22 protein-coding genes and 5 pseudogenes are annotated in these 25,969 nt (G+C 66.2%); 20 read left to right on the top strand and 7 right to left on the bottom strand.

The window, feature by feature from the left end:
* Nucleotides 1–27 precede the first annotated feature (27 nt).
* Entirely contained in the window at nt 28–858 is an 831-nt protein-coding gene (locus GBRO_RS20440) for an SDR family NAD(P)-dependent oxidoreductase (RefSeq protein ID WP_012835779.1), read from the top strand.
* Nucleotides 859–961: 103 nt separating this feature from the next.
* Here GBRO_RS20440 and GBRO_RS20435 read toward each other — a convergent pair whose 3' ends face one another.
* Entirely contained in the window at nt 962–2,512 is a 1,551-nt protein-coding gene (locus GBRO_RS20435; protein ID WP_012835778.1) for an APC family permease, read from the bottom strand.
* A 223-nt stretch (nt 2,513–2,735) separates the two neighbouring features.
* On the bottom strand, nt 2,736–3,170 hold the full coding sequence (locus GBRO_RS20430) for an Lrp/AsnC family transcriptional regulator (RefSeq protein WP_012835777.1): 435 nt from the start codon (nt 3,168–3,170) through the stop codon (nt 2,736–2,738).
* Nucleotides 3,171–3,281: 111 nt separating this feature from the next.
* Between GBRO_RS20430 and GBRO_RS20425 the strand changes: the two genes are divergently transcribed.
* The 9 genes and pseudogenes from GBRO_RS20425 to GBRO_RS20390 form a co-directional block, all read left to right on the top strand.
* On the top strand, nt 3,282–4,337 hold the full coding sequence (locus tag GBRO_RS20425; protein WP_012835776.1) for a Glu/Leu/Phe/Val dehydrogenase dimerization domain-containing protein: 1,056 nt from the start codon (nt 3,282–3,284) through the stop codon (nt 4,335–4,337).
* 99 nt (nt 4,338–4,436) lie between these two features.
* Nucleotides 4,437–4,976 carry a MarR family winged helix-turn-helix transcriptional regulator gene (locus GBRO_RS20420; protein WP_012835775.1) on the top strand — a complete coding sequence of 180 codons (540 nt, stop codon included), beginning with the start codon at nt 4,437–4,439 and terminating at the stop codon, nt 4,974–4,976.
* Between the two features lie 224 nt (nt 4,977–5,200).
* Nucleotides 5,201–6,751 (top strand): aldehyde dehydrogenase, encoded by a 1,551-nt coding sequence (locus tag GBRO_RS20415; RefSeq protein WP_012835774.1) that lies wholly within the window; start codon nt 5,201–5,203, stop codon nt 6,749–6,751.
* A 38-nt stretch (nt 6,752–6,789) separates the two neighbouring features.
* A complete protein-coding gene (locus GBRO_RS20410) occupies nt 6,790–7,158 on the top strand; it encodes a RidA family protein (RefSeq protein ID WP_012835773.1) in 369 nt (122 codons plus the stop codon).
* A gap of 43 nt (nt 7,159–7,201) precedes the next feature.
* Nucleotides 7,202–7,720 carry a cupin domain-containing protein gene (locus tag GBRO_RS20405; protein WP_012835772.1) on the top strand — a complete coding sequence of 173 codons (519 nt, stop codon included), beginning with the start codon at nt 7,202–7,204 and terminating at the stop codon, nt 7,718–7,720.
* A gap of 52 nt (nt 7,721–7,772) precedes the next feature.
* Nucleotides 7,773–8,720 (top strand): annotated as a pseudogene (locus GBRO_RS20400) (PDR/VanB family oxidoreductase).
* A 26-nt stretch (nt 8,721–8,746) separates the two neighbouring features.
* Nucleotides 8,747–9,322 (top strand): annotated as a pseudogene (locus GBRO_RS20395) (VOC family protein); the annotation flags it as partial.
* Nucleotides 9,323–9,517: pseudogene (locus GBRO_RS26645) on the top strand (hypothetical protein); the annotation flags it as partial. It abuts the pseudogene before it with no gap.
* An 81-nt stretch (nt 9,518–9,598) separates the two neighbouring features.
* Nucleotides 9,599–9,895, top strand: a pseudogene (locus tag GBRO_RS20390) (alpha/beta fold hydrolase); the annotation flags it as partial.
* Nucleotides 9,896–9,919: 24 nt separating this feature from the next.
* Here GBRO_RS20390 and GBRO_RS20385 read toward each other — a convergent pair.
* Complete coding sequence (locus GBRO_RS20385) at nt 9,920–10,645, bottom strand: mycothiol-dependent nitroreductase Rv2466c family protein (protein ID WP_012835770.1); 726 nt, start codon at nt 10,643–10,645, stop codon at nt 9,920–9,922.
* A gap of 107 nt (nt 10,646–10,752) precedes the next feature.
* On the opposite strand from GBRO_RS20385, the gene GBRO_RS26415 reads away from it, so the two are divergent.
* Nucleotides 10,753–10,914 carry a hypothetical protein gene (locus GBRO_RS26415; RefSeq protein WP_155825195.1) on the top strand — a complete coding sequence of 54 codons (162 nt, stop codon included), beginning with the start codon at nt 10,753–10,755 and terminating at the stop codon, nt 10,912–10,914.
* A 140-nt stretch (nt 10,915–11,054) separates the two neighbouring features.
* Here the strand turns inward: GBRO_RS26415 and GBRO_RS20380 are convergent, their stop codons facing one another.
* Both GBRO_RS20380 and GBRO_RS27410 read right to left on the bottom strand, forming a co-directional pair.
* Nucleotides 11,055–11,693: a manganese catalase family protein gene (locus GBRO_RS20380; RefSeq protein WP_256596541.1), complete on the bottom strand. Its 639-nt coding sequence runs from the start codon at nt 11,691–11,693 to the stop codon at nt 11,055–11,057.
* Between the two features lie 73 nt (nt 11,694–11,766).
* Nucleotides 11,767–11,985, bottom strand: a pseudogene (locus GBRO_RS27410) (manganese catalase family protein); the annotation flags it as partial.
* 371 nt (nt 11,986–12,356) lie between these two features.
* Here GBRO_RS27410 and clpB point away from each other — a divergent pair.
* Nucleotides 12,357–14,909, top strand: a complete 2,553-nt coding sequence (gene clpB / locus GBRO_RS20375) for an ATP-dependent chaperone ClpB (RefSeq protein WP_012835768.1) — start codon at nt 12,357–12,359, stop codon at nt 14,907–14,909.
* 585 nt (nt 14,910–15,494) lie between these two features.
* Here clpB and GBRO_RS20365 read toward each other — a convergent pair.
* Nucleotides 15,495–17,129, bottom strand: coding sequence for a dihydroxyacetone kinase family protein (locus GBRO_RS20365; protein WP_012835767.1), 1,635 nt, complete (start codon nt 17,127–17,129; stop codon nt 15,495–15,497).
* A 46-nt stretch (nt 17,130–17,175) separates the two neighbouring features.
* On the bottom strand, nt 17,176–17,754 hold the full coding sequence (gene sigK, locus GBRO_RS20360; protein ID WP_012835766.1) for an ECF RNA polymerase sigma factor SigK: 579 nt from the start codon (nt 17,752–17,754) through the stop codon (nt 17,176–17,178).
* Between the two features lie 201 nt (nt 17,755–17,955).
* Here sigK and GBRO_RS20355 point away from each other — a divergent pair, with 201 nt between their 5' ends.
* The 8 genes from GBRO_RS20355 to kdpB all read left to right on the top strand — a co-directional run bounded on the left by GBRO_RS20355 (nt 17,956) and on the right by kdpB (nt 25,965).
* Nucleotides 17,956–18,798 (top strand): MerR family transcriptional regulator, encoded by an 843-nt coding sequence (locus tag GBRO_RS20355; protein WP_223372616.1) that lies wholly within the window; start codon nt 17,956–17,958, stop codon nt 18,796–18,798.
* A 411-nt stretch (nt 18,799–19,209) separates the two neighbouring features.
* The gene (locus GBRO_RS20350; RefSeq protein WP_012835764.1) at nt 19,210–19,800 is read left to right on the top strand and encodes a DNA-3-methyladenine glycosylase I; all 591 of its coding nucleotides are present in this window, start codon (nt 19,210–19,212) and stop codon (nt 19,798–19,800) included.
* Nucleotides 19,801–19,834: 34 nt separating this feature from the next.
* Nucleotides 19,835–20,242 (top strand): SgcJ/EcaC family oxidoreductase, encoded by a 408-nt coding sequence (locus tag GBRO_RS20345; protein WP_012835763.1) that lies wholly within the window; start codon nt 19,835–19,837, stop codon nt 20,240–20,242.
* Nucleotides 20,243–20,308: 66 nt separating this feature from the next.
* Nucleotides 20,309–21,058: a maleate cis-trans isomerase family protein gene (locus GBRO_RS20340; RefSeq protein WP_012835762.1), complete on the top strand. Its 750-nt coding sequence runs from the start codon at nt 20,309–20,311 to the stop codon at nt 21,056–21,058.
* The gene (locus tag GBRO_RS20335; RefSeq protein ID WP_012835761.1) at nt 21,055–21,474 is read left to right on the top strand and encodes a PPOX class F420-dependent oxidoreductase; all 420 of its coding nucleotides are present in this window, start codon (nt 21,055–21,057) and stop codon (nt 21,472–21,474) included. The genes GBRO_RS20340 and GBRO_RS20335 overlap by 4 nt, the downstream gene beginning before the upstream one ends.
* A 417-nt stretch (nt 21,475–21,891) precedes the next feature.
* Nucleotides 21,892–21,990 carry a potassium-transporting ATPase subunit F gene (locus tag GBRO_RS20330; protein WP_012835759.1) on the top strand — a complete coding sequence of 33 codons (99 nt, stop codon included), beginning with the start codon at nt 21,892–21,894 and terminating at the stop codon, nt 21,988–21,990.
* A 4-nt stretch (nt 21,991–21,994) separates the two neighbouring features.
* Nucleotides 21,995–23,809: a potassium-transporting ATPase subunit KdpA gene (kdpA, locus tag GBRO_RS20325; protein ID WP_012835758.1), complete on the top strand. Its 1,815-nt coding sequence runs from the start codon at nt 21,995–21,997 to the stop codon at nt 23,807–23,809.
* Between the two features lie 89 nt (nt 23,810–23,898).
* A complete protein-coding gene (kdpB, locus tag GBRO_RS20320; protein WP_370452924.1) occupies nt 23,899–25,965 on the top strand; it encodes a potassium-transporting ATPase subunit KdpB in 2,067 nt (688 codons plus the stop codon).
* Nucleotides 25,966–25,969: the final 4 nt, after the last annotated feature.

The raw sequence follows: 25,969 nt of genomic DNA, 5'->3' as shown, positions 1-25,969 counted from the left end.
ACCACACGACTCAACGAGGAGACGACCATGGCACCCACCCGAACAGTGGTCATCACCGGCGCCAGTGACGGCATCGGTGCGATCGCCGCGAGTGAATTGTCCGGAGCAGGAACCGATCTCATCATCGTCGGACGATCGAAGGAGAAGACCGATGCGGTGGCCCGCCAGACCGGGGCGACCGCCTTCACCGCTGACTACGCCAAGCTCGACGACGTCCGCGCGCTGGCCGAGAAGATCAGTGCGCGTGTTGAGTCCATCGACGTCCTGATGAACAACGCGGGCGGCACCTTCGACCCGAAGCGGCGGACATCCGACGGACACGAACCGAACTTCCAGATCAACCATCTCGGCAGCTTCCTGCTGACCAATCTGCTGCGCGACAAGCTCGCCGCCGGTTCGGGTGCGCTGGTGCTCAACACCTCCAGCGTCGGGAACCTCGCCGGCAGCGTCGACCTCGACGATCTCGACTGGGAGCGTCGGCGCGCCCTCGAGTTGCGGTGCTACGGCACCGGCAAGCTGGAGAACATCCTGTTCACCCGCGGAATCGCCCAGCGATGGTCCGACGACGGAATCGTCTCGGCCGCCGTGCATCCCGGTCCGGCGGCCACCAAGTTCGGGCGCGACTCCTTCTTCGTCGGCCTGCTGTACCGGACGCCGCTGAAGCGGATCGGCACCATCACCCCGGAGAAAGGTGCGGCTCCGCTCATCGCGTTGGCCAATCGCGGCGCCGATCCGGCGATCAACGGCAAGTACTACAGCCGGTTCAAGGCCGACGGCCGGGAGAATCCACAGGCCAGGAAGCAGGAACTCATCGACGGGTTGTGGTCGGCGTCGGAACGGTTGGTCGGGATCGGGTGAACGGTCCGTGGGGAATCGGCCGGCCCTGAACCCCAACAGACCAGTGTGATGTTGTGGCCGGAAACCGGGCACAACATCACACTGAATCGACCAGAAGGGTCACTCAGTCTCGGACGGGCACCTTCTCGGCGGTGGCGTCCGGATCGATGACCTCCTGATCCGGTACCTGCGCGGCAGAACGCAATCGCAGCCGCAGGACCGAATGCCGGCGACCGTAGAGCGCGTAGACGACGACACCGATGACCATCCACACGAGGAACCGAACCCAGGTCTCCACCGACAGGTTGATCATCAGCCAACCGCAGGCCACGATCGCCAGGATCGGTACGACGGGGCTGCCCGGAACTCGGAAGCCGCGCTTGAGATCGGGGCGCGTCTTGCGCAGCACGAGTACACCGGCGCAGACGAGGACGAAGGCGAACAGGGTGCCGATGTTGACCATCTGCTCGAGGGTCTCGATGGGGAAGATCGCTGCGATGACGGCGACCACGACACCGACGATCATGGTGATACGCACCGGATTTCCGGACTTGTTGGTTGTGCCCCAGGTGCGGGGGATCAGACCGTCGCGTGACATCGCGAACAGGACACGGGTCTGGCCCAGCATCATCACCATCACGACCGTGGTGAGGCCCGCGAGTGCACCGACGTTGATCGCCGTCTGCGCCCAGGTGATGCCGTGGTATTCGAAAGCCGTTGCGAGAGTAGCGCTGCCCTCGCCGACCAGTGGGCTGCCGGTACGCAGCTGCTGATAGCTGACCATGCCCGTCAGTACCACCGTCACCGCGACGTAGAGGACGGTCACGATGGCGAGCGAACCGAGAATGCCACGCGGGATGGACTTCTGCGGGTTCTTGGTCTCCTCGGCGGTGGTGGCCACGACGTCGAATCCGATGAAGGCGAAGAAGAGCAGGCTCGCCGCAGCGAGCAGCCCGTAGGCGCCGTAGTTGCTGCCGTCGGAGCCGGTCAGCATGGCGAACAGCGTCTGGTGCAGGCCCGACGCGGAATCGGTGTTCGGTTCGGCGGCAGGAACATACGGCTTGTAGTTGTCGGTGTTGATGAAGAATGCGCCGACGATCATCACCAGCAGCACCACCGCCACCTTGATCGCGGTGATGATCGCCGAGACCCGCGACGACAGCTTCACCCCGAACGCCAGGGTGAGGGTGATGGCACCGATGATCAGGACCGCGCCCCAGTCGGCCTTGACGCCGGCGATGTCGAGGGTGGTCGCCGAGCCGAGGAAGTCGGCCAGGTACAGCGACCAGCCCTTCGCGACAACCGAACTGGCCAAGGCGAATTCGAGGATCAGATCCCATCCGATTATCCATGCGATGAACTCGCCGAAGGTGGCGTAGGAGAAGGTGTACGCGCTGCCGGCGACCGGCACGGTGGACGCGAACTCCGCGTAGCACAGCGCGGCCAGGCCGCAGGCTACCGCGGCGATAACGAAGGCCAGTGACACCGACGGGCCGGCCAGGTCGCCGGCTGTGCGTGCGGTGAGGGTGAAGATGCCGGCACCGATGACCACGGCCACGCCGAAGGCCGTCAGATCTCGGGTGGTCAGGTCTTTGCGCAGCTTGCTGCGTGGTTCATCGGTTTCGGCGATCGATTGCTCGACGGATTTTGTCCGCCATATCCCGGTTCCGGGCATGGGTGTGTCTCCTCAAAGCGGGGTTTCGCTGCGTTCCGGTCCGGCCGTGGGTGTCGGCGGATCGGCAACGCCGTTCATGCAAGCAGTGTGACCTGGGACACGTCGAGGAAAAGTGGGGAGAGCGGGTGAGGAACGCAAAGTTCTGCGCGATCTCTCCGGGGACTGCGGACTTCTTTGCGTGGGGAGAGTGGTTGCGGACATGCTGATGGCCGGGACGGCTCGCTCAGCGGTGCCAGGAGCCGAGGACGATCATCGTCTTGGTGCCGGTGGCCTTGCCGCCGCGTCGGAGATGGTTGATGACTTGCTGGAGGTGGCTGTGGTCGCGGGCGCGCACCTTGACGAGCATGTCGGGGTCGCCCGCGATGGTGTAGACGGCCTCGACCTCGGGGATGCGGGTCATCTCGGCCATCATCTCCTCGGGCTGCGAGGTGCCGACGTAGCGGACCTCGGTGAACGCCTCGACCGGACGGCCGAGTGCGGTCTGGTCGACGGTGGCGGTGAAACCGGTGATGACCTTCTGTGCGCGGAGCCGGTCGACGCGTCGTTTGGTGGCGGCCACCGACAGGTTCACGCGGGAGGCGAGGTCGGAGAAGGTCGCCCGACCGTCCGCGGACAGCAGTGCCAACAATTGAAGATCAACATCATCGAGCTCAACCATGCGCAACAATTTAGCGCAGGCGAGAATCCAGTAACAAAGATTTGCGTATCGCACCCTGGTCCACGCCAAGTCCTTGTGGTGTGACCCGCGACACTCGTACCGTCCTGCGGCATGACGACATTCACCGATACCCACATCCTTGACGACTTCACCAACCGCGACTTCGAGCAGATCGTGCTCTGCCGCGACCCGGAGGCGGGACTCGAATCCGTTATCGCCGTGCACGATACGACGTTGGGGCCCTCGCTCGGCGGGGTGCGCATGCGGGCGTACCCCACCCGGGCGGACGCAGTCGCGGACGCGATGAACCTCGCGCAGGCCATGACCTACAAGGCAGCCCTTGCCGGAGTGGCTCTCGGTGGCGGAAAGAGCGTCATCAACGTCGACCCGCGCGTGGCCAATCGGGACGAGATCCTGGTGGCACACGCGAAATACATTGCGTCGCTGGGTGGCCGGTACATCCCGGGTGTGGACATGGGCACTTCGGTGCGTGACCTCGAACTGATCGGACGGCACGTGCCGGTGGCCTCGAGCCAGCGCGGCGATCCGTCGTATTTCACCGCTCGTGGTGTGGTGCGCAGCATCGAGGTCGCGCTCGAGGCCGCTGACCGCGCGGTAGCGGGCGCACGGGTGGCCATCCAGGGGCTCGGAAACGTCGGGCTGCATGCCGCGCGCATGCTCGCGCAAGCCGGTGCGCAGGTCTTCGGTGCCGACATCGATCCGCAACGGGTGCGCCGCGCTGTGGACGAGATCGACCTGGTCGCAGTCGATCTCGATGATGTTCTGCTGGCCGATGTCGACGTGGTCGCGCCGTGTGCCGGTGGTGGGGTGATCGACGAGCGGGTGGTGGCAGGACTGCGCGCCTCGATCCTCGTGGGTGCCGCCAACAACATGCTGAGCCACGACGCGCTCGCGCGGGACCTGCGCGAGCGCAACATCATTCACGTCCCGGACTTTGTCGCCAACGCGGGTGGGCTACTCGCGGTGGAAGCCGAGATCCACGACGCCGAGGACGGGCTCACCGAGCGCGTCGACGCCATCGCCGACACCGCCCGCGACATCCTGGCCCGATCGGCCTCCACCCAGGCCGACACGGTCAGCGTGGCGTTGGCGATGGCCCGGGAGGTCGTCGAGAACAAGCGCAAGCACCGGCCGTACTTCGCATAAGGGTTCATCGACTGTCGCGGGTGCGTCCGAAGGGCGGCGCGCCCGCGACAGTCGTCGGCGCAGGGCAGGTAGGCCGGTGCAGGTAGGCTACGGCCCATCATGGATGGAGTCGACGTCATCGTGTCCCACTGGGCGGTCGCGCGTCCGGAACTGGACGTCTCCGCGCTGAAGGTCTTCGGCCGCCTGCACCGCAGCTTTCTGGTTTATCGCGCCCGCATCGCGCGCACCTTCGAGGCCTACGACATCAGTGAGGCAGGCTTCGACGTCCTGGCCTGTCTGCGCCGCGCCGAGCCCGACCATCGACTCACCGCCGGTCAGCTGGCCGAACAGACCCTGGTCACCACGGGCGGTCTCTCGCTGCGCGTCAAACGTCTCGAAGACGCCGGACTCGTCACCCGGTCCCGTGATGCCGGCGATGCCCGCGTCGTCTACGTGACGCTGACCCCACAGGGGGCGGCACTCGTCGACCGCATTGCCGACGACCACTTCGCCAAGTTGGCGTCGATGCTCGGCGAACTCTCCGAGGAGGAGGCCGCCGAGCTCGCCTCGTTGTTGAGCCGGCTCGAGCACTCCTCGCGCTCCGCGGTGCTCGAGGACGGTCTGGATCCGGGCGAAACCGACCCGATCACCATCGGCTGAGGCGCGCACCAGAAAATTTTCGCGGCAATTGTGTTCGCCGACACACCCCATGTGACCTGCGTCGCAGCAGTTTCTTGGGCGTAACTCCCGTTTCGGACGTCTGTCCAGGCATTTCCGAGGTTGACGTCTTTGCGCTAAGGCTTTACAACTGTCTTAGCGCAAAGATAAATCGTCAGCGCGGACCACAGCCCCGGTCGCGCCTCTCGTCTGAACGGACCCCACGCATGTCGCTCGCCACGAGTCCAGCACACCTTCACGACGGTTCCCCCGTCTGCGCCTCGACGCCGACCGTCGACCCCGCCCGGGATCTGCGTGACCGGATCTTCGTCGCCGGCCGGTGGGAGATCGGCACCGGAGACCTCATCGAGTCGATCGACCCGGCCACCGGCGCCGTGTTCGCCACCCTGCACGGCGCGACCGCCGACACCGTCGACACCGCAGTGCGCGAAGGTCTCTCCGCCGCAAGGGCTTCCGGATGGGCATCGGCATTGCCGCACGAGCGGGCCGCCGTGCTGCACCGCATCGGTAACGCCGTCGAGGATGCCTGTGACCGGATCGCCGCGCTGCAGACCCTCGATACCGGCAAGACCCTCACCGAGACGCGGGCACTCGCGATGAGTGCCGCCAACACCTTTCGCTACATGGCTGCCGCACTGGAAACCATGGACTCGGCACTGACCACGCCACGCGGGCCGTGGCTGACGATGTCCACGCACCGGCCGATGGGGGTGGTCGGCGCCATCACCCCGTGGAACTCGCCCATCGCCTCCGACGCGCAGAAGCTCGCGCCGGCGCTCGCTGCGGGCAACGCCGTGATCAGTAAGCCGCCGGTGTGGGCGCCGTGGGTGACCCTGCTGCTCGCCCAGCTGTGCGAGGAGGCGGGCCTGCCCGCCGGCGTGCTCTCGGTACTGCCCGGGCCGGGCCGCACCGTCGGCGAAGCGCTGGTGAGCCACCCGCTGGTGTCCAAGGTCAGCTTCACCGGCGGCACCGCCACCGGACGTCACCTCGCCCACGTGGCCGCCGACAAACTCATGCCCATCACCCTGGAACTCGGCGGCAAGTCCCCGACGATCGTCTTCGACGATGCCGACATCGAGCGCGCCGTGGCGGGAGTGCTGTTCGGCATCTTCTCCTCCTCCGGGCAGAGCTGCATCGCCGGATCACGGATCTTTGTGCAGCGCAGCATCTTCGATGCGTTCACCACCGACCTCGTCGAGCGTGCGCAGCAGCTGCGGCTGGGCCGCGGAACCGATCCCGGCACCGACGTCGCCCCCATGATCGCCCGTGCCCACCGTGACTCGGTGGCCGCCATGGTCGACGACGCCGTCGCCGCCGGAGCCCGAATCCTGTGCGGTGGAGCCATTCCTGACGATCCGAGGCTCGCGGACGGCAACTACTATCCGCCGACCATCCTCACCGGCGTCGCCAATACCGACACCATCTGCCAGGAGGAGGTCTTCGGGCCTGTCGCCGTCATCCTGCCCTTCGACGATGAAGCCGATGTCATCGCCCAGGCCAACGACACCGTCTACGGACTGGCCTGCGGCATCTGGACCGAGGACTATCGCCGCGCACTGCGCCTCGGCGAGGCCGTCGACGCCGGCACCGTCTGGGTCAACACCTACAAGCAGTTCTCCATCTCCACCCCGTTCACCGGCCTGCGGGACAGCGGGCTGGGCACCGAGAAGGGCCGCGACGCCGTCCGCGCGTACTGCGACCAGAAGAGCATCTACCTCGACCGCAGCGACGCCCCCATCGCCTGGGGAAAGCACTAGTGACACAGCACCTCTCGACTCCACCGGAAAGGAACACCATGACCATCACCGCCGACACCACAGCCCCCGCGGCACATCCGTACAGCCCCGCCTACGAGGCGGCGGGTTTCGGATTCGTCTCGGGCGCACTGTCGGTCGACGAGAACGGCAAGGCCGTCGCCGGCGTCGAACCCGCCCTCGATGCGGCCGTCGCCCGGCTGACCGAACGTCTCGCGACCATCGACATGGCGCTGACCGACGTGGTCAAGACCACCTACTTCGTCACCGACGTCTCGCTGCGTGACGCGGCAAACCGTCACTACGAGAAGATCTTCGACGCTCCTCGGCCCGCACACTCGTTTGTCGAGGTCGCCGCGCTGCCCTACGGCGCGAGCGTCGAGATCGAAGCCATCGCGCACCGCGCGTGATCCGCAGACCCCCAACCGCACCACCCACCGAAAGGACACCATCATGACCGCTCCCAAGAAGACCGCCGTCGACCTCGACCAGCTCATCGACTCGTGCATCGCGAGCCGCGAGACCCGCCACGAGGACTGGGACACCCTGGGTTTCCAGGCTGCCGCGGGCGGAGACCGCTTCAAGCGGGCCCAGATCCGCTACATCGGGTCCGGCGCCACCGGCAACCACGAGGGTGACAACCGCACCCTGGGATCGGACCACTTCACCTTCTCCAACATGCGGCTGCCCGTCGGCGCCGTGGGCCCCGAGCACACCCACCACGACGTCGAAGAGGTCTTCTTCGTCCTTGAAGGGGAGCTCGAGGTCGCCGTTCACGACGTCGAAGACGGCAATCGCAAAGCCGTTCGGCGCCTTGGCTACCGGGACCTCATCCGGGTTCCCGCCGGCGTCCCCCGCAGCCTGGCCAACGTGGGTGACACCGACGCACTGTTCTGCGTGATCATCGGCTCCAAGAAGCCGGAGCTGCCCACCTACCCGCCGAGCTCGGAGATCTACGGCGTCACCCGCTGACGTCTGCGGACCGACAACCGATCGGAAAGGAACAGCGATGTCCACCACAGCGATGTCGACAGACACGAGAGTGCTTCGCGTCCAGCAGAAGACGTGGGAGGCCGACGGCATCACCAGCGTCACCTTCGTCGACCCGACGGGTGCGCCGCTGCCGACGTGGGAGCCGGGCGCGCACATCGCCCTGCACCTGCCCGGCGGGCTGGTCCGTGAGTACTCGCTGTGCTCGGACCCACAGGACACCTCGCGGTGGACCGTCGCGGTGCTGCGAGCCGAGCAGTCCCGTGGTGGCAGCACACTGGTCCACGATCGGTTGTCGGTCGGTGCGGAGATCGAGATCTCCGGACCCCGCAACGCTTTTGCCCTCGACCCCGACGCCACCGAGCACCTGCTGGTCGCCGGTGGTGTGGGCATCACCCCCATCGTCGCGATGATGCGGCGGCTGCGGGAACAGGGTCAGACCTGGCGGATGCTCTACGCCGGCCGTTCGCGGCACAGTATGGCCTTCGTCGACGAGGTGACCGGGCACATCACGGCCGTCGTGCACGCCGACGACGAACGCGGCTGCCTGCCCGACCTCGACGGCTTCCTCGGCTCGGCGACACCGGGCGCGGTGGTGTACTGCTGCGGCCCCGCGCCGCTGCTCGACGCCGTGAGTGCCCGCGTGCCCTAGGGGGTCACGCTGCGCACCGAACGGTTCGCCGCACCCGAGGCACCCGCACCCACCGGCGACGACACCGCCTTCGACGTGGTCTGCGACCGCACCGGTGACCGCATCCCGGTCGGCCCGGACGTGTCGGTCCTCGATGCCCCGCTCGACGCGGGGATCGATGTCCCGAGCTCCTGCACCGAGGGAATCTGCGGCACCTGCGAGGTCGGCGTGATCAAGGGCGACGTCGACCACCGCGACTTCCTGCTCAGCCCCGACGAGCACGCCGCCAACACCACGATGTTCCCCTGCGTATCACGTTGCCGCTCGGCCGAACTCGTCCTCGACCTCTGATCGTCACCTCGAACCCAAGGATTCCCGTGCTCTACTCCCAGCTTCCCCCACTCTGCGACGCTCCGGTGTGCCGGCTGCGCGGACTGCGTTCCGTCGCCCTCGGTGTCGCCGACCCGCAGGCCTCCCGGGACTTCTACCACGAGGTGTGGCGCCTGCACACCGTCGATGAGGACGGCGACCGATTCTGGTTGCGTGCCAACGGTTCCGAACACCATGTCCTGGACCTGCGGCGCAACGATGTGAATTCACTGGGCGGCATCAGCTTCGCGCTCGCCACCCCGCGTGAGGTGGACGACGCCGCCCGCGCGCTGGTCGCGATCGGCGTGCCGATGCTGACCGAGCCCGGCCCGCTCGACGACGCCGGCGGCGGTTACGGTCTGCGGTTCGTCGACCCGGAGGGCCGCACGATCGAACTGTCCGCCGACACCTTCGCCGTGCCCGAGCTGGAACCCGCCGGACGCCAGGCCATTCCGCGCAAGATCGCCCATGTCGTGCTCAACACCACCGACATCGAACGGACCGCTCGCTTCTACACCCAGGTGCTCGGCATGCGGATCTCGGACTGGTCCGAGCGCCAGATGGCGTTCCTGCGCTGCAACGGGGTGGTCGCCATGGGGATCGGGCAGATCGTCACGCTGCGGTTGCCGGCCGACGAGCTGGCCGCGGTGAACGTCGAACTGGAACGTCGGGCGTGGGGCACCTTCCACACCGAGTTCTACCCGACCTACGACTTCCTCCCGGTCCGCGAACGTCTCACCCGCGAATCCGACGACCGACGCGCCGGAGCCGCGGCATGACCGCCGTGACTCATCCCGAGGTCGACGAACCGCCGCGGCCGGGCATGTTCAGCAATGCCCGGGTCGTCGGCAATCAGTTCTTACGGTCGGTGGTACTGGCATTGGGACCCGGCGTTCATCCGGTCCGGCGAGGACGAGCCCCGCCACACCGACCCGGTTCGGCTGACCGCGGCCGCACGCAAGATCGTCGTGCCCACCCTGATCGTCCGTGGTGGTCAGTCCGACGTCGTCAGTGAAGCCGGAGTTGCCTCGATGAAGGCGCTGATTCCGCAGGCCGAGGTGGCCGACGTGAGTGCGGCCGGGCACATGGTGGCCGGAGATGACAACCAGGTCTTTGCCGGTGCCATCGAGGAGTTCCTTGTGCGGCACGAGCTTTGAGCGTCGGGCTCAGTATTGTCGGGCTCAGTGCTTGGTGCGTCGGCTTCCCCCGTGCCAGTCCTCCTGTTCACCGGTCTCGTCGGCGTCGACGCCAAATGCCTTGAGTTGCGGCTTCTCCCGCAGGCTGCGTTTGAGTTCGGCGAATCCGGGGAAGCGGGCGAGTCCGATGACGTGGTCCCACAGTTGCGCGGCGTGCTCGTCGTCGGGCAGCCGGCTGATCACCGGTCCGAAGAACGCGACACCCTCGGGTGGCTCGAAGTGGATGATCGGGGTGCCCACATCGCGGCCGGTGAGGGCGAGCGCCTCGTCGGTCTCCGCCTGGATCTCGGTGTCGAGGGACTCGTCGTCGAGCGCGGCGATGTGCTGGCGGGGGAGTCCGAGTTCGTCGAGGATCGGGCCGAGGAAGCCCTCGGTGCCACGGAAGTCGGTGCCGTCGACGAGATAGGTTCCGTTGTGCTGCTCGAAGATTCGCGTCCCGAAGGCCTGATACAGCGGACCGAGCGGCGCGCGGCCGTGCTCGCGGCGGATGCTTGTTGCCGCACGCAGGAGGAGTAGTCCGGCGGTGTGTCCGGCCTCGTACTCCGGCGGGAAGTGCGACGCGTAGTCGATGTGGGCGTTGAGTAGTCGCAGGGAGATGAATCGCCAGTCGACGGAATAGTCGCGTTGCGCTTGTACCTGTCGCACCCACTTGCTGGTCATCCAGGCGAAGGGGCACACGGGGTCGAAGTAGAAGCGGATGTCGTCGGCCATGAGGCCATTGTGGCAGTGGTGGATGCTGCGTGGCTGTGCACGATCGTCTTCGGCGCTGTGAATTTTGCACTCGTGGTCGTGCGTCCGCGTTCGTAGACTCGTGCACCATGACCGCAACTCCTGGTCCTCGGCTGATGTCGCTCGATGACTGGCGCGACCTCGGCGAGATGGCCGACGTTCATACCGAACTCCAGGAGGGCGTCCGGATGGTGGCCCCGCGCCCATTCCCCGCAGAGCCGTGGGACCTACGGATTGATTTGAACCGCTGAGAGAATTGGGCCATTAGAGGTTTCGGCTCTGCCGACCCAGATATCTGCGAGCCGCTGACCCAGATGACACCGGTCAGCCACCAGATGCGTTTATCCGCATACTGGCGCTGTCCGGTGTCATCCCGGTCAACTGCGTGGTCTCACTTCTGTTCAGCGATCTCCACTTCCGCGGTCGCCTGGATGAGTGCCAGCAGATCTTTGTCCAGGCCGGGAGCGAACTCCTCACGACGATCCGGTGCGATCGTCATCGGGAAGCCCTCGGGCATCACCGCGGTGCTCAGTTCGGTCCCGACGTTCGACGGCGAGGCACCGCGGTACAGCTTGGCCGCCTGGCTCTGGTCGTCGGAGCTGAAGGTGTACTGGATGCTCTGTAAACCCTTGTCCAGCAGCTTCTTCACCTCGGGGAACTTCTCCGCGTTGGTCTTGGGGATCGGCAGAACGGTGCCCCAATCCACACCGAGACTCTCCAGTGCTTTGGCAAAGGCGTTCTCATGTGCCTGGTCGCGGACGATGAGGTAGGCGATTGTCGACCGTGCGGTCTTGTTGTCGGTCATCTCGTAGATCCGGCACTTCTGCAGGCGCCCGGTCGATTCCAGCATCAGGTTGTAGAGCAGGTCGAGAACCAGGTTGCCGCTGTTGTACACGTACGACCCCGACCACGGGTTGCCGGCCGCGTCGACCGGCAGAGCGCCTTGAGCGCCCACGAGATAGTGGTGAATGTTGCTGGTATCCAACGCGATCTTGAGCGGCGTCGCACCCTTGGCGCCCGGCTTGTCCACCCGGATCGGTCTTCTTGCCGGAGTACTCGGGCGACCCGTCGAGCAGTCGCGAGATGGTGGTGCCGATGAGTTCGACGTGGCTGATCTCCTCGGTGCCCACGCCCTGCAGCAGATCCTTGTAGGGCTTCGAGGTGGGATCGCCGCGAAAGTTCATGCTCTGGAACAGATACTGCATCATCGTGCGCATCTCGCCGAACTGGCCGCCGAGTCCCTCCTGCAGCGCGTTGGCCGCGGCGGGGTCCGGCTCGTCGACGGCGATTTCGTTGATGAGTTGCTGGGTGTGCAAGTACATGGCGTTCCTCCGGTGACCCCGAACACCCGCCGGACGGCAGCCGACGACCGCACAAGGTGATCGAGGGTGGCCGCGTCAGGGGATGGCGGTGGAGTTGGCTTCGGTTGATGGTGACCGATGGTCCACACGGACTGGAGATCAGCGGCTCAACGTCGGGATACTCCGTGGAGACAGGTGACAAACACTCGCAGTGGTGGGTGAACTCCCGTCGTCGCACTGCTGGCGATCCCTCATACGCGCAGCACCCAGCTAATGTGACCGGGATCACTCGTAAATCTAAGTTGAGCGGAATGGACTCAACTCTACTGGCGTTGCACCTCTCGAATGGCTCATACTTGAGCCTGTTGGACTAAAGAGAAAGGTGCACGCGAGTGGACAGCTTCACCCCCACCACCAAGACACAGCAAGCGTTGAGTGCTGCTGTGCAGGCGGCGGCCAGCGCTGGAAATCCCGACGTGCGACCGGCCCATATCCTTGTGGCCCTGCTCGATCAGTCCGACGGCATCGCGTCGCCGCTGCTCAAAGCGGTCGGGGTGGACCCGTCGAATGTTCGTGCGCAGGCCCAGGCGATGGTCGATCGCATGCCGACGGTGTCCGGTGCCAGCTCGACGCCACAACTCTCCCGCGAGTCGATCGCGGCCATCAGTGCCGCTCAGCAGCTTGCCGGTGAGCTCGACGACGAGTACGTCTCCACCGAACACATGGTGGTCGGTCTGGCGACCGGCGACTCCGACGTCGCCAAACTGCTGCACAACGCCGGGGCCACCCCGCAGGCGTTGCGCGAGGCCTTCGTCGCCGTGCGCGGCAACGCCCGGGTGACCTCGGAGGACCCCGAATCGACGTATCAGGCACTGGAGAAGTACTCCACCGACCTGACCGCCGCGGCCCGCGAGGGCAAACTCGACCCGGTCATCGGCCGGGACACCGAGATCCGGCGCGTCGTGCAGGTGCTCAGTCGCCGTACCAAGAACAACCCGGTGCTCATCGGTGAGCCCGGCGTCGGCAAGACCGCCATCGTGGAAGGGCTGGCCCAGCGCATCGTCGCCGGGGACGTCCCGGAATCGTTGCGCGGCAAAACCGTCATCTCCCTGGACATGGGCTCGATGGTGGCCGGCGCCAAGTACCGCGGCGAATTCGAGGAACGACTCAAGGCCGTCCTCGACGAGATCAAGGGATCGGCCGGGCAGGTCATCACCTTCATCGACGAGTTGCACACCATCGTGGGTGCCGGCGCGACAGGCGATTCCGCGATGGATGCCGGCAACATGATCAAGCCGATGCTGGCTCGCGGTGAGCTGCGGCTGGTCGGCGCGACCACCCTCGAGGAGTACCGCAAGTACATCGAGAAGGACGCCGCCCTCGAGCGCCGCTTCCAGCAGGTGTACGTCGGTGAACCCTCCGTCGAGGACGCCATCGGCATCCTGCGTGGCCTGAAGGATCGGTACGAGGTGCACCACGGTGTGCGCATCACCGACTCCGCCCTGGTGGCCGCGGCAACGCTGTCCGACCGCTACATCACCTCCCGCTTCTTGCCGGACAAGGCCATCGACCTCGTCGACGAGGCCGCGTCGCGACTGCGGATGGAGATCGACTCGCGCCCCGTCGAAATCGACGAGGTGGAGCGCATTGTTCGCCGTCTGGAGGTCGAAGAGGTTGCGCTGCAGAAGGAAACGGACGCCGCATCCAAGGAGCGGCTGGAGAAGCTGCGTCAGGAACTGGCCGACCAGAAGGAAAAGCTCAACGAGCTGAGCGCCCGCTGGCAATCGGAGAAGACCGCCATCGACGCGGTCCGCGACCTCAAGGAAGAGCTGGAACGGCTTCGCGGAGAGGCAGATCGGGCCGAGCGTGACGGCGATCTGGGCCGTGCGGCCGAACTGCGGTACGGCAAGATCCCCGGACTCGAGAAGAACCTCGAGGCCGCGATCGAGAAGACCGGCACCGATCCCGGGCAAGACGTGATGCTCCAGGAGGAGGTCGGCCCCGACGACGTGGCGCAGGTCGTGTCGTCGTGGACCGGAATCCCTGCCGGGCGCATGCTCGAAGGTGAGACCGCCAAGCTGCTGCGCATGGAAGAGGAACTGGGACACCGGGTCATCGGCCAGAAGGCGGCTGTGGTCGCGGTCTCCGACGCCGTGCGCCGCGCCCGTGCCGGGGTCGCCGACCCCAACCGGCCGCTGGGTTCGTTCATGTTCCTCGGCCCGACCGGCGTCGGCAAGACCGAGCTGGCCAAAGCGCTCGCCGAGTTCCTGTTCGACGACGAGCGGGCGATGGTCCGCATCGACATGAGCGAGTACGGCGAGAAGCACAGCGTGGCAAGACTTGTGGGTGCCCCTCCCGGTTACGTCGGCTACGAGGCCGGCGGTCAGCTGACCGAGGCGGTGCGGCGTCGGCCGTACACGGTGGTGCTGTTCGACGAGATCGAGAAGGCCCACCCGGACGTCTTCGACGTGCTGCTGCAGGTCCTCGACGAGGGTCGCCTGACCGATGGTCAGGGTCGCACGGTGGACTTCCGCAACACCATCCTCGTCCTCACGTCCAACCTGGGCGCGGGCGGCGACAAGGATCAGGTGATGGCGGCGGTCCGCAGCCGGTTCAAGCCGGAGTTCATCAACCGGCTCGACGACGTCATCATCTTCGACGCGCTGAGCCCCGAGGAACTGGTGTCCATCGTCGACATCCAGCTCGCCCAGCTCGGTAAGCGGCTGGCACAGCGTCGGCTGGAACTGCAGGTCACGCCGAAGGCCAAGGAATGGCTCGCCGAGCGCGGATTCGATCCGCTCTACGGTGCGCGGCCACTGCGCCGGCTGGTGCAGCAGGCCATCGGCGACAGCCTCGCCAAGGCGTTGCTGGCCGGCGACATCCGCGACGGCGATGTGGTGCCGGTGAACGTCAGCGCCGACGGAGAGTCGTTGGTGCTCGGCTGAATTGATTGATGTGATGGGCTGTCCCACCTGGTGGAGCAGCCCATCACGTCGGTGTCCGGTACCGACCGAGCCGTCGGTGCTCGGCCGAGATGACTGAGAACGGGCCCCTGACGGCTGTCCTCGGGAATAGTCCCGATCCGGTCGCTCAGGGGCCCGTCCTCAGTCACTGCGGTGGGCAAGGGCTAAGGTTCGTCGCCGCTGAAACGACAATTCCGATGTGCCGTGCAACGGAGCCGCCATGACCAGGAGCACGAGGACCTGGGCAAAGCTCGCGGCCACGTGCGTGTCGGAGTCTCCTGCGCGACGGTCGCCGCCTACGCCGGCACGGGGAACTGCAACGTCCGGTGGGACGCCTCGACCACCTGCCACGACACTTATGCTCCGCAGAGCGGCGAGTATGTCCTGACCGTCGAGTGCTGGGGTGTCCACGGTCGGCCCAAACAGGTTCCGCTCTATGAAGTGGGCCCCTGTGAACAATCCAGTCGCTGGTCCCCCCCGGACCGGCCATGCCGCGAGCAACCGCAGGACCAGCTGGCGCACTTCGTTGTTGAACGTCGGCGTCGTCACCGGCACGCACGTGGAGATCTATCGGGCCTGACTCTGCGCGGCGGCGCGGAACAGCCACGAGGTGACCAGCGCACCCGGATCGACGACGCCCCGGGCGTTCTCGCCCACGTAGCTCGCGCGTCCCTTGGAAGCCGTTGTGTCACGAGTGGATTCGGCTCCGCTTTCGGCGGCATCGGCGACCTCTGCCAGTGATCGTCCGTCTCGCAGGGCGTCGACGGCCGGAGCAAGGGCGTCGACCATCGTGTTGTCGCCCACCTGTGCGCCGCCGAGATCGCCGATCTCCCCGAGTGCCGACGACGCACCATCTCCAAGTGCCTCGTCGAAGCTGTTCGCGTCCTCGAAAGCTGTTGCCAGATATCGGAACAGGACGCCGAAGACAGCACCCGAGGTGCCGCCCGCCCGGACAAAGAACGAGGTGCTGATGGCGTGCAGGACCGCGGTGTCCGAGCCACGCAACGGCAGGTCGAAGTGGCCGAGGGCCGCAGTCATGTTGGTGCCGAAGTCACCGTCGCCGGCCTGCTTGTCGAGTTCGGTCAGATCGTCGACGGAATCGACGACGCGGCTCACGAAGTCGGACAGCCAGCCGCATTCTGGTCCGTCGGCGGCTGTGTCGGCCGGCTCGGCAAAGGTGACCTCGTCGACCTGTGTCGGCCGGGCGATGACGGAAGGCCATGCGGGAGCCGAGGTCTCGGCGTCGAATAGCTCGAGAATGGCGTCGTCGACGCGGACGAGGGTGATGGAGAAGCCGGTCATGTCCAGGGCGGTGACGAAGGTGCCGACCATCGCGCGTTCGACCGTGACACCACGCTCGTCGAGATTGCAGATCACCTCGCCGAAGACCAGCGACAACTCGAGCGGGTGCGCCGACCCCAGGCCGTTGACCAGGCAGATCACCTGCTCGTCGGAGGTCAGCGACAGCGAGTCGACGATGCGGTCGAGCATCCGGCCGACCAGTTCGCGCGCTCCGACGATCGTGGTCCGGTCCTCGCCGGCCTCGCCGTGGATACCGACCCCGAGTTCCATCTCCTCGTCGTCGAGTTCGAAGCTCGGTGCGGACGACCCGGGGGTGGTGCAGGCGCGGTAGGCCACCGCGAAACTCCGGGCGTCGGCGCCAACGCGACGACCGATCTCGGCGACCTCGGTGAGCTCGTCACCGCGCGCAGCTGCTGCGCCACAGATCTTTTCGACGATGATCGTCGCTCCGGTGCCGCGTCGGCCCGGACCCGATTCCGACTCGGTCGCCACATCGTCGTCGACGACGACGTGGTCAGTGGTCACCTCGTCGCGCAGCATGTGCCGGGCGATGCGGAAGTTCATCACATCGCCGGTGTAGTTCTTCACGATGTGCAGAACACCGCGCCCGCGGTCGACCTGGCGGGTGGCCGCGGCGATCTGCAGCGCGTTGGGACTGGTGAACACCAGGCCGGGGCAGGCCGCATCCAGCATTCCCGCGCCGATCATCCCCGAATGCATGGGTTCGTGACCCGATCCGCCGCCGGAGATGACGGCCACGCGATCATCGTCCGTGTCGCGGCGGTAGAGGAAACCGGGATCTGCCTGCCAGACGATCGCCGGATTGGCGGCGAGAAGGCCGCGCAGTGCGTCGGTGATGAAGGAATCGGGACTGTTCAGGACGTACGGGCGAGTGCTCACCACTCCACCGTAACCACGCCCGTGGGTCAGGATTCGGCTTCGGACGTCAGGCCGCGGTGTCGGCGACGCTGAGCCGCAGACGCCGCATACCGTCCCGGATTCGTGACTTCACCGTGGGAAGTGCAACCTGAAGTCGTTCTGCCACTTCGCGATAGGTGAGTCCGTCGAAGTAGGCAAGCTCGATGGACTCTCGCTGCGCAGGCGTGAGTCGTTGCAGGCCGGAGCGCACCAGTCGGGCGGCCTCGCGCCGCTCACTGATCTCGGTGACCTCGTCGAACGGAGGGGTGATCGCCGCCTGACCATGCGCGAGCGTGCGACGGCGGCTGGCGACCTCCGACCGGACGCGATCCACGGCCCGGCGATGCGCCATGGTCAGCACCCACGACAGAGCCGATCCCGACGAGCCGTCGAAGGTGTTCGCGGTCCGCCACACCGTCAGGTACACCTCCTGGGTGATCTCCTCACTGAAGCCGCGGTCGCGTATGACCCGTAGCGCCATGCCGTACACGCGCTGCGCGGTGAGGTCGTAGAAGGTGGCGAAGGCGGCGGCATCGCCCTTGCCGACACGGTCGAGCAATGCGCCCAGGTCGTCGGGGCCGGCTGTGGGGTGCGCGGAAATGGTCATCGTCGGTCCTCTCCCGACCTCGGGGGTCGTGGGACGGCGCACGGTGACGTCGTCGTTGTCATCGACGCTAGGAGCCTCGGGGCGACATCTCACGGGCGCGCGCATGACCGGGATGCGATCGCAACCGATGATCACGAGTCGGTAACGACGATCGTGGCGAGTGATGAGAGTGTTGACCCTGACACGGTGTGAGACAGGAGCGTGAGTGCCGTCATGTTCACCATCGGAGATTTCGCCACAATGGGTCGGGTGTCGATCCGGATGCTTCGGCACTACGACCGGATCGGCCTGTTGCCGCCGGCTCGGGTCGACGAGTTCACCGGGTATCGGTACTACACCGCCGACCAATTGCGTCGACTGAATCGTGTTGTCGCGCTGAAGGATCTGGGGTTCACGCTTGCCGAGGTGGCCCGAATCCTCGACGCCGACGTGGCGCCCGCCGAACTGCGCGGAATGCTACGTCTGCGTCGAGCCCAGGTGGCCGAGCAGATCACGGCCGACCAGGATCGGCTGACCCGTATCGAGGCGAGACTCCGAATGATCGAGAAGGAAGGCACCATGAGTACCAACAATGTGACCGTGAAGAGTCTCGCGGCGGTTCGGGCCGCGACGCTGTCCGACACCGCGGAGAGCACCACGAGCGACGTCATTGGTCCGGTGATCAGCCGGTTGTTCGCCACCCTGTACGAGGCGGTCATGGGCAGTGGCGGCGTGCCGGCGGGCCCGGCAGTGGCCACGTACGCACCCGCCGGCGGGGACGCGCTGATCGTGACGGCTGCGTGTCCCATCGACGACGGTCCGACGGTGAGCTGCGTCGACGGTCTGGACGTGGTGACGCTGCCGGGCACCGAGCAGGCGGCCACCTATGTGCATCACGGCCGGATGGCAGACATCGGTGAGGGCTATCAAGCGCTGGCCACATGGATCGAGGACAACGGGTACCGGACCGACGGCACTGCTCGGGAGACGTACCTGGTGGGGTACCCCGAGCCGGAAGATGCCTGGCTGACCGAACTCGCGATGCCGATCGTCGCCCTCGGTTGAACCCGCTGGTGGCAGCCGATGCGGCTGCCGGTGGTGTGGTCGTGGTGGTCACCTCCCCCGAGGGTGTTGGGGTTCTCTTCGAACCTTTGTGCCCATGGTACGAACGCGGTCTGACAATTCCTTGGCGGTTTCGGTTTCGGTTTGGGTGGGTTTCGGTGGTTGCGGACATGGTTGGGTGGCGTGTGGTTTCGACGCGCGGCGGCTCGTTCCTCGCCGTCGCGGCTCAACCAGCGGGTGGGGTGGGTTTCGACGCGCGGCCGCCTCGCTTCGCTCGTCGGTCGCGGCTCAACCAGCGGGTGGACAGGGGGCGCGCTCGATCGGCGGGCGGGGCGTGGCTGAACCGGCGGAAGGGGCAGGAGTTGTGTCGGTGTGCGTGGGTAGTCTTCCGGCATCGAATCGAGGAGGCGCTCAATGTCCGATGTCGTAGTCGGAGCCGATGGCCGGTCGCGGTGTTCGTGGGCGGCCAAGGAGCCCGAGACCACCTACCACGACACGGAGTGGGGGTTTCCGCTCGCCGGGGATGTGGCGCTGTTCGAGCGGGTCTGCCTCGAGGGATTCCAGTCGGGGCTCAGTTGGCGGACCATCCTCACCAAGCGGGAGAACTTCCGGGCCGCGTTCAGCGGCTTCGACTTCGAGAAGATCGCACGGTTCGGAGACGCCGACGTCAGCCGGCTGCTCGATGACGCGGGGATCATTCGGCATCGCGGGAAAATTGAGGCGACGATCAACAATGCGCGCGCCGCGCTGGATCTGATCGACGCGGAGGGATCGTTGGAGTCGTTCTTCTGGCGCTATGCACCCGCGGACGATCACGTACCCGGGTCGATGACGACCTCGCCGGAATCGGTTGCACTATCCAAGGATCTGAAGAAGCGTGGGTGGCGTTTCGTCGGCCCGACGACGATGTTCGCGCTCATGCAGGCGACGGGGATGGTCAACGATCACGCCGTCGATTGTGTGATTCGGGACGAGGTCACGGCTGCGCATCTCCGCAACGCTTGACCTCAACGTGACTTGAACTCCTACCGTCGACGGTATGAGTGACTCGCGCAATCGTCCGGTCCTGAATCTGCGGCAGCCGGAGGCGTTCGCGGCGGTCGATGCGCTCGTGGATGCCCTGCAATCCGGCGTGGACGACTCCGACGCCGATGCCTACGACGCGTTGTTCGCCGACGACATCCTGTGGGGGACGCCCAAAGGGGCTGTGCTGCAAGGGTTTGCGTCCCTCAACGCGATTCATCATCGACTCTTTGCCCAACAGGTTGCACCGCCCTCGGATTTCTCCGTTGCGCAGGCGACCAACCCCGCGCCCGGGGTGGCCGTCGTTCAGATCGGCCGTCATGCGCGGGGTGGCGGCTTCTCCGACATGGCGATGTATGTGCTGGTGGAGCGCGGCGGTCGCTGGTGGGTGGCAGCGGGCCAGAACACGCCGATTGGGCCCTGATCACGTTAACGCAATCGTCACAACGGCGGGATTGTTGACAATCCGACAATGTGTCACCATTCCTGCATGGAGGCTCAGATCGGCATCGGGATGGTGTGTCCCTTCGACATGGCACTCGACCGTGAGCTGTGGCGGTGGATGCCCGACGCGGTGTCGCTGTATTTCACGCGCACCGGGTTCATCGATGCCCCCGTCGACGTCGAGTTGTGTCGCGATCTGAACAACCACGCCGAGATCACCGCGGCGGTGCGGGCGGTCGCGTCAGTAGGGCCGCAAGCCTTCGGGTATGCGTGTGCGTCGGGCAGCTTCGTCTACGGGCTGGCCGGGGCCGTCGAGATCTCCAACTGCATGCGGGCCGCGGGGGCTGAACGGGCGGTGACCACCTCGGAGGCCCTGCTGCGAGCCCTGGACGCGATGAATATCGGCCGACTCGCGGTGGCCACACCCTATACGTCGTCACTGACCGGACTGCTGTGTGACTTTCTCGCCGAATCCGGGCGCTCAGTGGTCAGCCAGGCCGGACTCGGCCGCGACCACCGGATCTGGACGATCCCCTACGAGGTGACCGCCGCACTCATCCGCGCCGCCGATCATCCCGAAGCCGACGCGGTGTTCGTGTCCTGCACCAACCTGTGGACCTACGACATCCTCGCCGAGATGGAGGCCGAGCTCGGCAAGCCGGTCCTCTCGGCGAATCAGGTCACCGCATGGGCGACGCTCGTCGACGCCGGGGTTATCGGTGGGGAGCGAATTCCGATGGCGGCAACACACACCGCCCACCGGCAATCGTTGTTCGCACGTAACATGGCGGCATGACCCAGGACTCGTCGGCCGCCGGTTTCGGTACCGCTGGCACCGCAAAGTACGTGCAGCTCACCACGTTCCGCAAGGACGGGACACCCGTTGCAACGCCCGTGTGGGCCGCGCTCGACGGCGGGCGGCTGCTGGTCTGGACCGAGACCGAGGCCTGGAAGGTCAAGCGGCTCCGGCGTGACCCGCGTGTTGTGGTTCAGGCCTGCGACGCCCGCGGGAAGAAGGTCACCGGCGATCGGGTCGAGGGCACCGGCGCGATCCTCGATGCCGCCGGCACCGAGCGAACACGATCGGCGATCAGCAAGAAGTACGGGCTGCTCGGCTGGTTGCTCATCAAGGCGAGTCTGTTACGCCGAGGCAAAGACGGCACCATCGGGATCGCGATCACTGCAGGCTCCGACGCGACGTCATTTCGGTGATCGGTTCCGACGCGGAATAGGCTCGCGCACAGCTCGATTCGTGACTCACCGGGCTGATCGCCCCGGTTCGCAGGCCACCATCGGCGCGGTACGCCGTCGTCCGCCGATGATCAGGACCCGGCAACGCGATCGGTACGGCGGTCACCCCCATGGTGACGCGATGTTGACACACCCCGCAGCCGATGCGTGAACGGGCGTCAAATTGTGCGGCCGGCGCGTATGGATCGCGTTAAGACCCCTTCCTCCCGGCCCGACGTGGGGCGATGCTGACCTCGCGCGCAGCCGAAACGACAGGCTGGGCGGGTTTGCGATCGGATGAGGAGTGCAAGTGTCAGACGTGCTGTTTCTGCTCGTGGCGGTGGCCGGCTTTGTGGTGTGCCTGCTGGCCGTCCGTGCGATCGACGCGAGAGTCGGACGATGACCGGGGCGGGGATCACCAACATCCTGCTGGTGGCGCTGGCCGCCGGGGTCGTCCTCTACCTGGTGGTCGCCCTCATCGCCCCGGAAAGGTTCTGACATCGTGTCGACCACGACAGCCGGACTGATCCAGGTGGGCATTCTCATTCTGGTGCTGGCACTCGCCTATGTCCCGCTCGGTGACTACATGGCACGGGTCTACGGGTCGAGCCGCGACCTGCGGGTGGAGCGGGTGGTCTACCGCATCGGCCGCATCGATTCTCGGCGTGAGCAGACATGGGTGGGTTACGTCCTTGCGGTGCTGGCCTTCTCGCTCATCTCCTTCCTGTTTCTCTATGCACTGCAACGTCTTCAAGGCGTTCTTCCCTGGTCGGACGGCAAACCGGGTGTGTCGCCGTCGATGTCGTTCAACACGGCCATCTCCTTTGTGTCCAACACCAACTGGCAGTCGTACTCACCCGAGGTGGTGATGTCCAACCTGACCCAGATGCTCGGCCTGGCGGTACAAAACTTCGTCTCTGCCGCAGTCGGTCTCGCGGTCGCGATGGCACTGGTCCGGGGTATCGTCAATCGTCGCGGCAGCGGGGAGGTCGGGAACTTCTGGGTGGACCTGATCCGCAGTACGGTACGGATTCTGCTCCCGATGGCCTTCATCGTGGCGCTCATCCTGCTCACCCAGGGGGCGGTACAGTCCTTGGGTACCGGATTCGATTTCACCACCCTCGGCGGCGAACAGGCGCACAGCGTCCTCGGCCCGTTCGCCTCGCAGGAGGCCATCAAGGAACTTGGTACCAACGGCGGCGGAACGCTGTCGGCCAACTCGGCACACCCCTTCTCCAACCCGACGCCGCTGTCGAATCTGGTGGAAATCCTTGCCCTGCTGATCATCCCGGTGTGTCTGACGCGCACGTACGGCACGATGGTCGGTGACCGGCGCCAGGGTCTCACCCTGATGGGCGTGATGGCGACCATCTGGTCGGCGATGCTGGCGATCGTCTGGATCTTCGAATCACGCACCGACGGCATCGCGGGTCAGGCGGCCGGTGCCATGATGGAGGGTAAAGAACAGCGCTTCGGTATCCCCGGCTCGGTACTGTTCGCGGTGTCGACCACCGGAACCTCCACGGGCGCAGTGAACTCCGCGCACGACAGCTTCTCCGCCGTCGGTGGTGGAGCACTGATCTGGAACATGCTGCTCGGGGAGGTGGCGCCGGGCGGCGTCGGATCGGGACTGTACGGCATCCTGATCATGGCCATCGTCACCGTCTTCGTCGGCGGACTCCTGGTGGGCCGCTCCCCGGAATTCCTGGGCAAGAAGATCGGTCAGAACGAGATCACGGTCGCTGCGCTGTACATCCTGGTGATGCCGGCCCTGGTGCTCACCGGCACCGCGATCACGGCAATACTGAGCAGCACCATCGGATTCCAGGGCAACAGCGGCGATCCCGGCTCTCCGGGATCGATCCACGGGTTCAGTGAGGTGCTCTACGCCTTCGCCTCGGCCGCCAACAACAACGGCAGCGCCTTCGGCGGACTCACGGTGACCAGCGACTGGTTCCAGACCTCACTCGGGCTGGCCATGTTACTGGGCAGGTTCCTGCCCATCGTCTTCGTCCTTGCGCTCGCGGGACTGCTGGCGCGGCAGCGTCCCCGCGGGTCGACCGCCGACGCGGCGAGCACCGACACGTCGCCGGTCGCGGTGTCCGCGGTCGTCGAGGGCGGTGCCGGCGCGCAACCTGCCGCCGGTGGCATGGCAGTGGCCACTCACGGCGCAACCGGCCCGGCCGATGATGCGGCGACCCTACCCACTCATGGAATTCTGTTCGGTGCCTTGCTGTTCGGCACGATCTTGCTGGTCGCCGGGCTCACCTTCTTCCCGGCGATGGCGCTGGGACCGATCGCGGAGGCAGTACTGTGACCCCTCTTCTCGGCGGCCCGACGTCTCCGACGCCGGACGGGCCACCATCGCACCCAAGGGTTCCGGCCGACGACGCCGGTCCGGAGTTGGTGACCACCGGGGCGTTCGACGTCCGGCAGCTCGTGACCTCCATCCCGCAGGCCCTGCGCAAACTCACCCCGCGTGCGCAGGCCCGCAATCCGGTGATGTTCGTGGTCTATCTCGGAGCCATCGTCACCACGGTTCTTGCGGTGTGGCATCCGTCGTGGTTCTCCTGGACGGTTGCGGTGTGGCTGTGGTTCACCGTCGTGTTCGCGAACCTCGCCGAGGCGGTTTCCGAAGGGCGAGGTCGTGCGCAGGCCGACAGCCTACGTAAATTGAAGCGTGACACGATGGCCCGTCGTCTGTCCGCAGACGGCGAGATCGTCGAGGTGCCCGGTGGGGACCTGAAGATCGGTGACCTCATCGTCGTCGAGGCCGGCGAGATCATCGCCGGCGACGGTGATGTGGTGGACGGCATCGCGACGGTCGACGAGTCGGCGATCACCGGCGAATCCGCCCCCGTGGTACGCGAATCCGGTGGCGACCGGTCGGCGGTGACCGGTGGCACGGTGGTGCTCTCGGACAAGATCATCGTGCGGATCACCACCGCGCCCGGCGAGACCTTTGTGGACCGGATGATCGCCCTCGTCGAGGGAGCGTCCCGTAAGAAGACACCCAACGAGATCGCCCTGGACATCCTGCTCACGAGTCTCACGATCATCTTCCTGATGGCGGTGGTGGCCGTCGGGCCGATGCAGCAGTACGCGGGCCAGTCGCCGGACCCGGTGAAACTGATCGCGTTGCTGGTCTGCCTGATCCCGACCACCATCGGCGCGCTGCTGTCCTCCATCGGCATCGCCGGTATGGATCGGCTTGTGCAGCGCAACGTCCTGGCCATGTCGGGTCGCGCGGTCGAGGCGGCCGGTGACATCGACACCCTGCTGATGGACAAGACCGGTACCATCACCTTCGGCAACCGTCGGGCCACCGCTCTGGCGCCGGCGCCGGGAGTCGACGAGACCGAGCTGGCCGCGGTCAGCTACCGGTGCAGCCTCGCCGACGACACCCCCGAGGGGCGTAGCATCGTCGACCTGTGTGTCCGCGATCATGGCGTGGCACAACTCGATGGCGAGGAGCTGGCCGCAGCACGTGCGGAGATCCATCCTGGATACCGCGTGGTGCCGTTCACCGCACAGACTCGCATGAGTGGTGTCGACGCCGAAGAGCGCACTGGGACCGTCGAATACCGCAAGGGTGCCGCCGACGCGGTGACGCGCTGGGTGAATGCCAATGGGGGACAAGTCGATCCGGAGGTCACCGATGAGGTCAGCGCGATCGCGGCCCAAGGTGGCACCCCGCTGATGGTCGGCATGCGTACCGCCGGCGAGCCGGCCCGGGTGCTCGGTGTCATCCGGCTCTCCGACGTCGTGAAACCCGGTATGGCGCAGCGGTTTGCGCAGTTGCGGGCGATGGGCATCCGGACTGTCATGGTCACCGGCGACAATCCGCTGACCGCCCGCGCGATCGCCTCGGAGGCCGGCGTCGACGACTTCATCGCCGAAGCCACCCCCGAGGACAAGCTGGCACTGATCCGCAAGGAGCAGTCGAGGAGACGCCTGGTCGCGATGACCGGCGACGGCACCAACGACGCCCCGGCGCTGGCGCAGGCCGACGTCGGTCTGGCGATGAACACGGGGACCTCGGCGGCCAAAGAGGCCGGGAACATGGTGGATCTGGACTCGGACCCCACCAAGCTCATCGATGTGGTCGCCATCGGCAAGCAGCTGCTGATCACCCGTGGTGCGCTGACCACGTTCTCGCTGGCCAACGATCTGGCGAAGTACTTCGCGATCCTGCCGGCGATGTTCACCGGGATCTATCCGCAACTCGATGCGCTGAACGTCATGCACCTGCATTCGGCGCAGTCGGCGATCGTGTCGGCGGTGATCTTCAACGCGCTGATCATCATCGCGCTGATCCCACTGTCGCTACGGGGTGTGCGTTACCGTCCGTCGTCGGCCTCACGGTTGCTCGGACGCAATCTGCTGATCTACGGCGTGGGCGGGGTGATCGCACCGTTCATCGGGATCTGGCTGATCGACCTCGTGGTGCGTTTTCTCCCGGGAATGGGGTGAGTGA

This window comes from Gordonia bronchialis DSM 43247 (assembly GCF_000024785.1).
In the GTDB taxonomy this organism is placed as follows: Bacteria; Actinomycetota; Actinomycetes; order Mycobacteriales; family Mycobacteriaceae; genus Gordonia; species Gordonia bronchialis.
This window is presented reverse-complemented; position numbering and strand designations above follow the sequence as displayed.

What these genes read in the sequence shown, in the direction of transcription:
- GBRO_RS20410 (WP_012835773.1), top strand. Translation starts at nt 6,790, where the DNA reads ATGACCATCACCGCCGACACCACAGCCCCCGCGGCACATCCGTACAGC.
- GBRO_RS20430 (WP_012835777.1), bottom strand. Translation starts at nt 3,170, where the DNA reads ATGGTTGAGCTCGATGATGTTGATCTTCAATTGTTGGCACTGCTGTCC.
- GBRO_RS20435 (WP_012835778.1), bottom strand. Translation starts at nt 2,512, where the DNA reads ATGCCCGGAACCGGGATATGGCGGACAAAATCCGTCGAGCAATCGATC.
- GBRO_RS20420 (WP_012835775.1), top strand. Translation starts at nt 4,437, where the DNA reads ATGGATGGAGTCGACGTCATCGTGTCCCACTGGGCGGTCGCGCGTCCG.
- GBRO_RS20440 (WP_012835779.1), top strand. Translation starts at nt 28, where the DNA reads ATGGCACCCACCCGAACAGTGGTCATCACCGGCGCCAGTGACGGCATC.
- GBRO_RS20415 (WP_012835774.1), top strand. Translation starts at nt 5,201, where the DNA reads ATGTCGCTCGCCACGAGTCCAGCACACCTTCACGACGGTTCCCCCGTC.
- GBRO_RS20335 (WP_012835761.1), top strand. Translation starts at nt 21,055, where the DNA reads ATGACCCAGGACTCGTCGGCCGCCGGTTTCGGTACCGCTGGCACCGCA.
- GBRO_RS26415 (WP_155825195.1), top strand. Translation starts at nt 10,753, where the DNA reads ATGACCGCAACTCCTGGTCCTCGGCTGATGTCGCTCGATGACTGGCGC.
- sigK (WP_012835766.1), bottom strand. Translation starts at nt 17,754, where the DNA reads ATGACCATTTCCGCGCACCCCACAGCCGGCCCCGACGACCTGGGCGCA.
- GBRO_RS20345 (WP_012835763.1), top strand. Translation starts at nt 19,835, where the DNA reads ATGAGTGACTCGCGCAATCGTCCGGTCCTGAATCTGCGGCAGCCGGAG.
- GBRO_RS20330 (WP_012835759.1), top strand. Translation starts at nt 21,892, where the DNA reads ATGACCGGGGCGGGGATCACCAACATCCTGCTGGTGGCGCTGGCCGCC.
- GBRO_RS20425 (WP_012835776.1), top strand. Translation starts at nt 3,282, where the DNA reads ATGACGACATTCACCGATACCCACATCCTTGACGACTTCACCAACCGC.
- GBRO_RS20350 (WP_012835764.1), top strand. Translation starts at nt 19,210, where the DNA reads ATGTCCGATGTCGTAGTCGGAGCCGATGGCCGGTCGCGGTGTTCGTGG.
- GBRO_RS20340 (WP_012835762.1), top strand. Translation starts at nt 20,309, where the DNA reads ATGGAGGCTCAGATCGGCATCGGGATGGTGTGTCCCTTCGACATGGCA.
- GBRO_RS20385 (WP_012835770.1), bottom strand. Translation starts at nt 10,645, where the DNA reads ATGGCCGACGACATCCGCTTCTACTTCGACCCCGTGTGCCCCTTCGCC.
- GBRO_RS20405 (WP_012835772.1), top strand. Translation starts at nt 7,202, where the DNA reads ATGACCGCTCCCAAGAAGACCGCCGTCGACCTCGACCAGCTCATCGAC.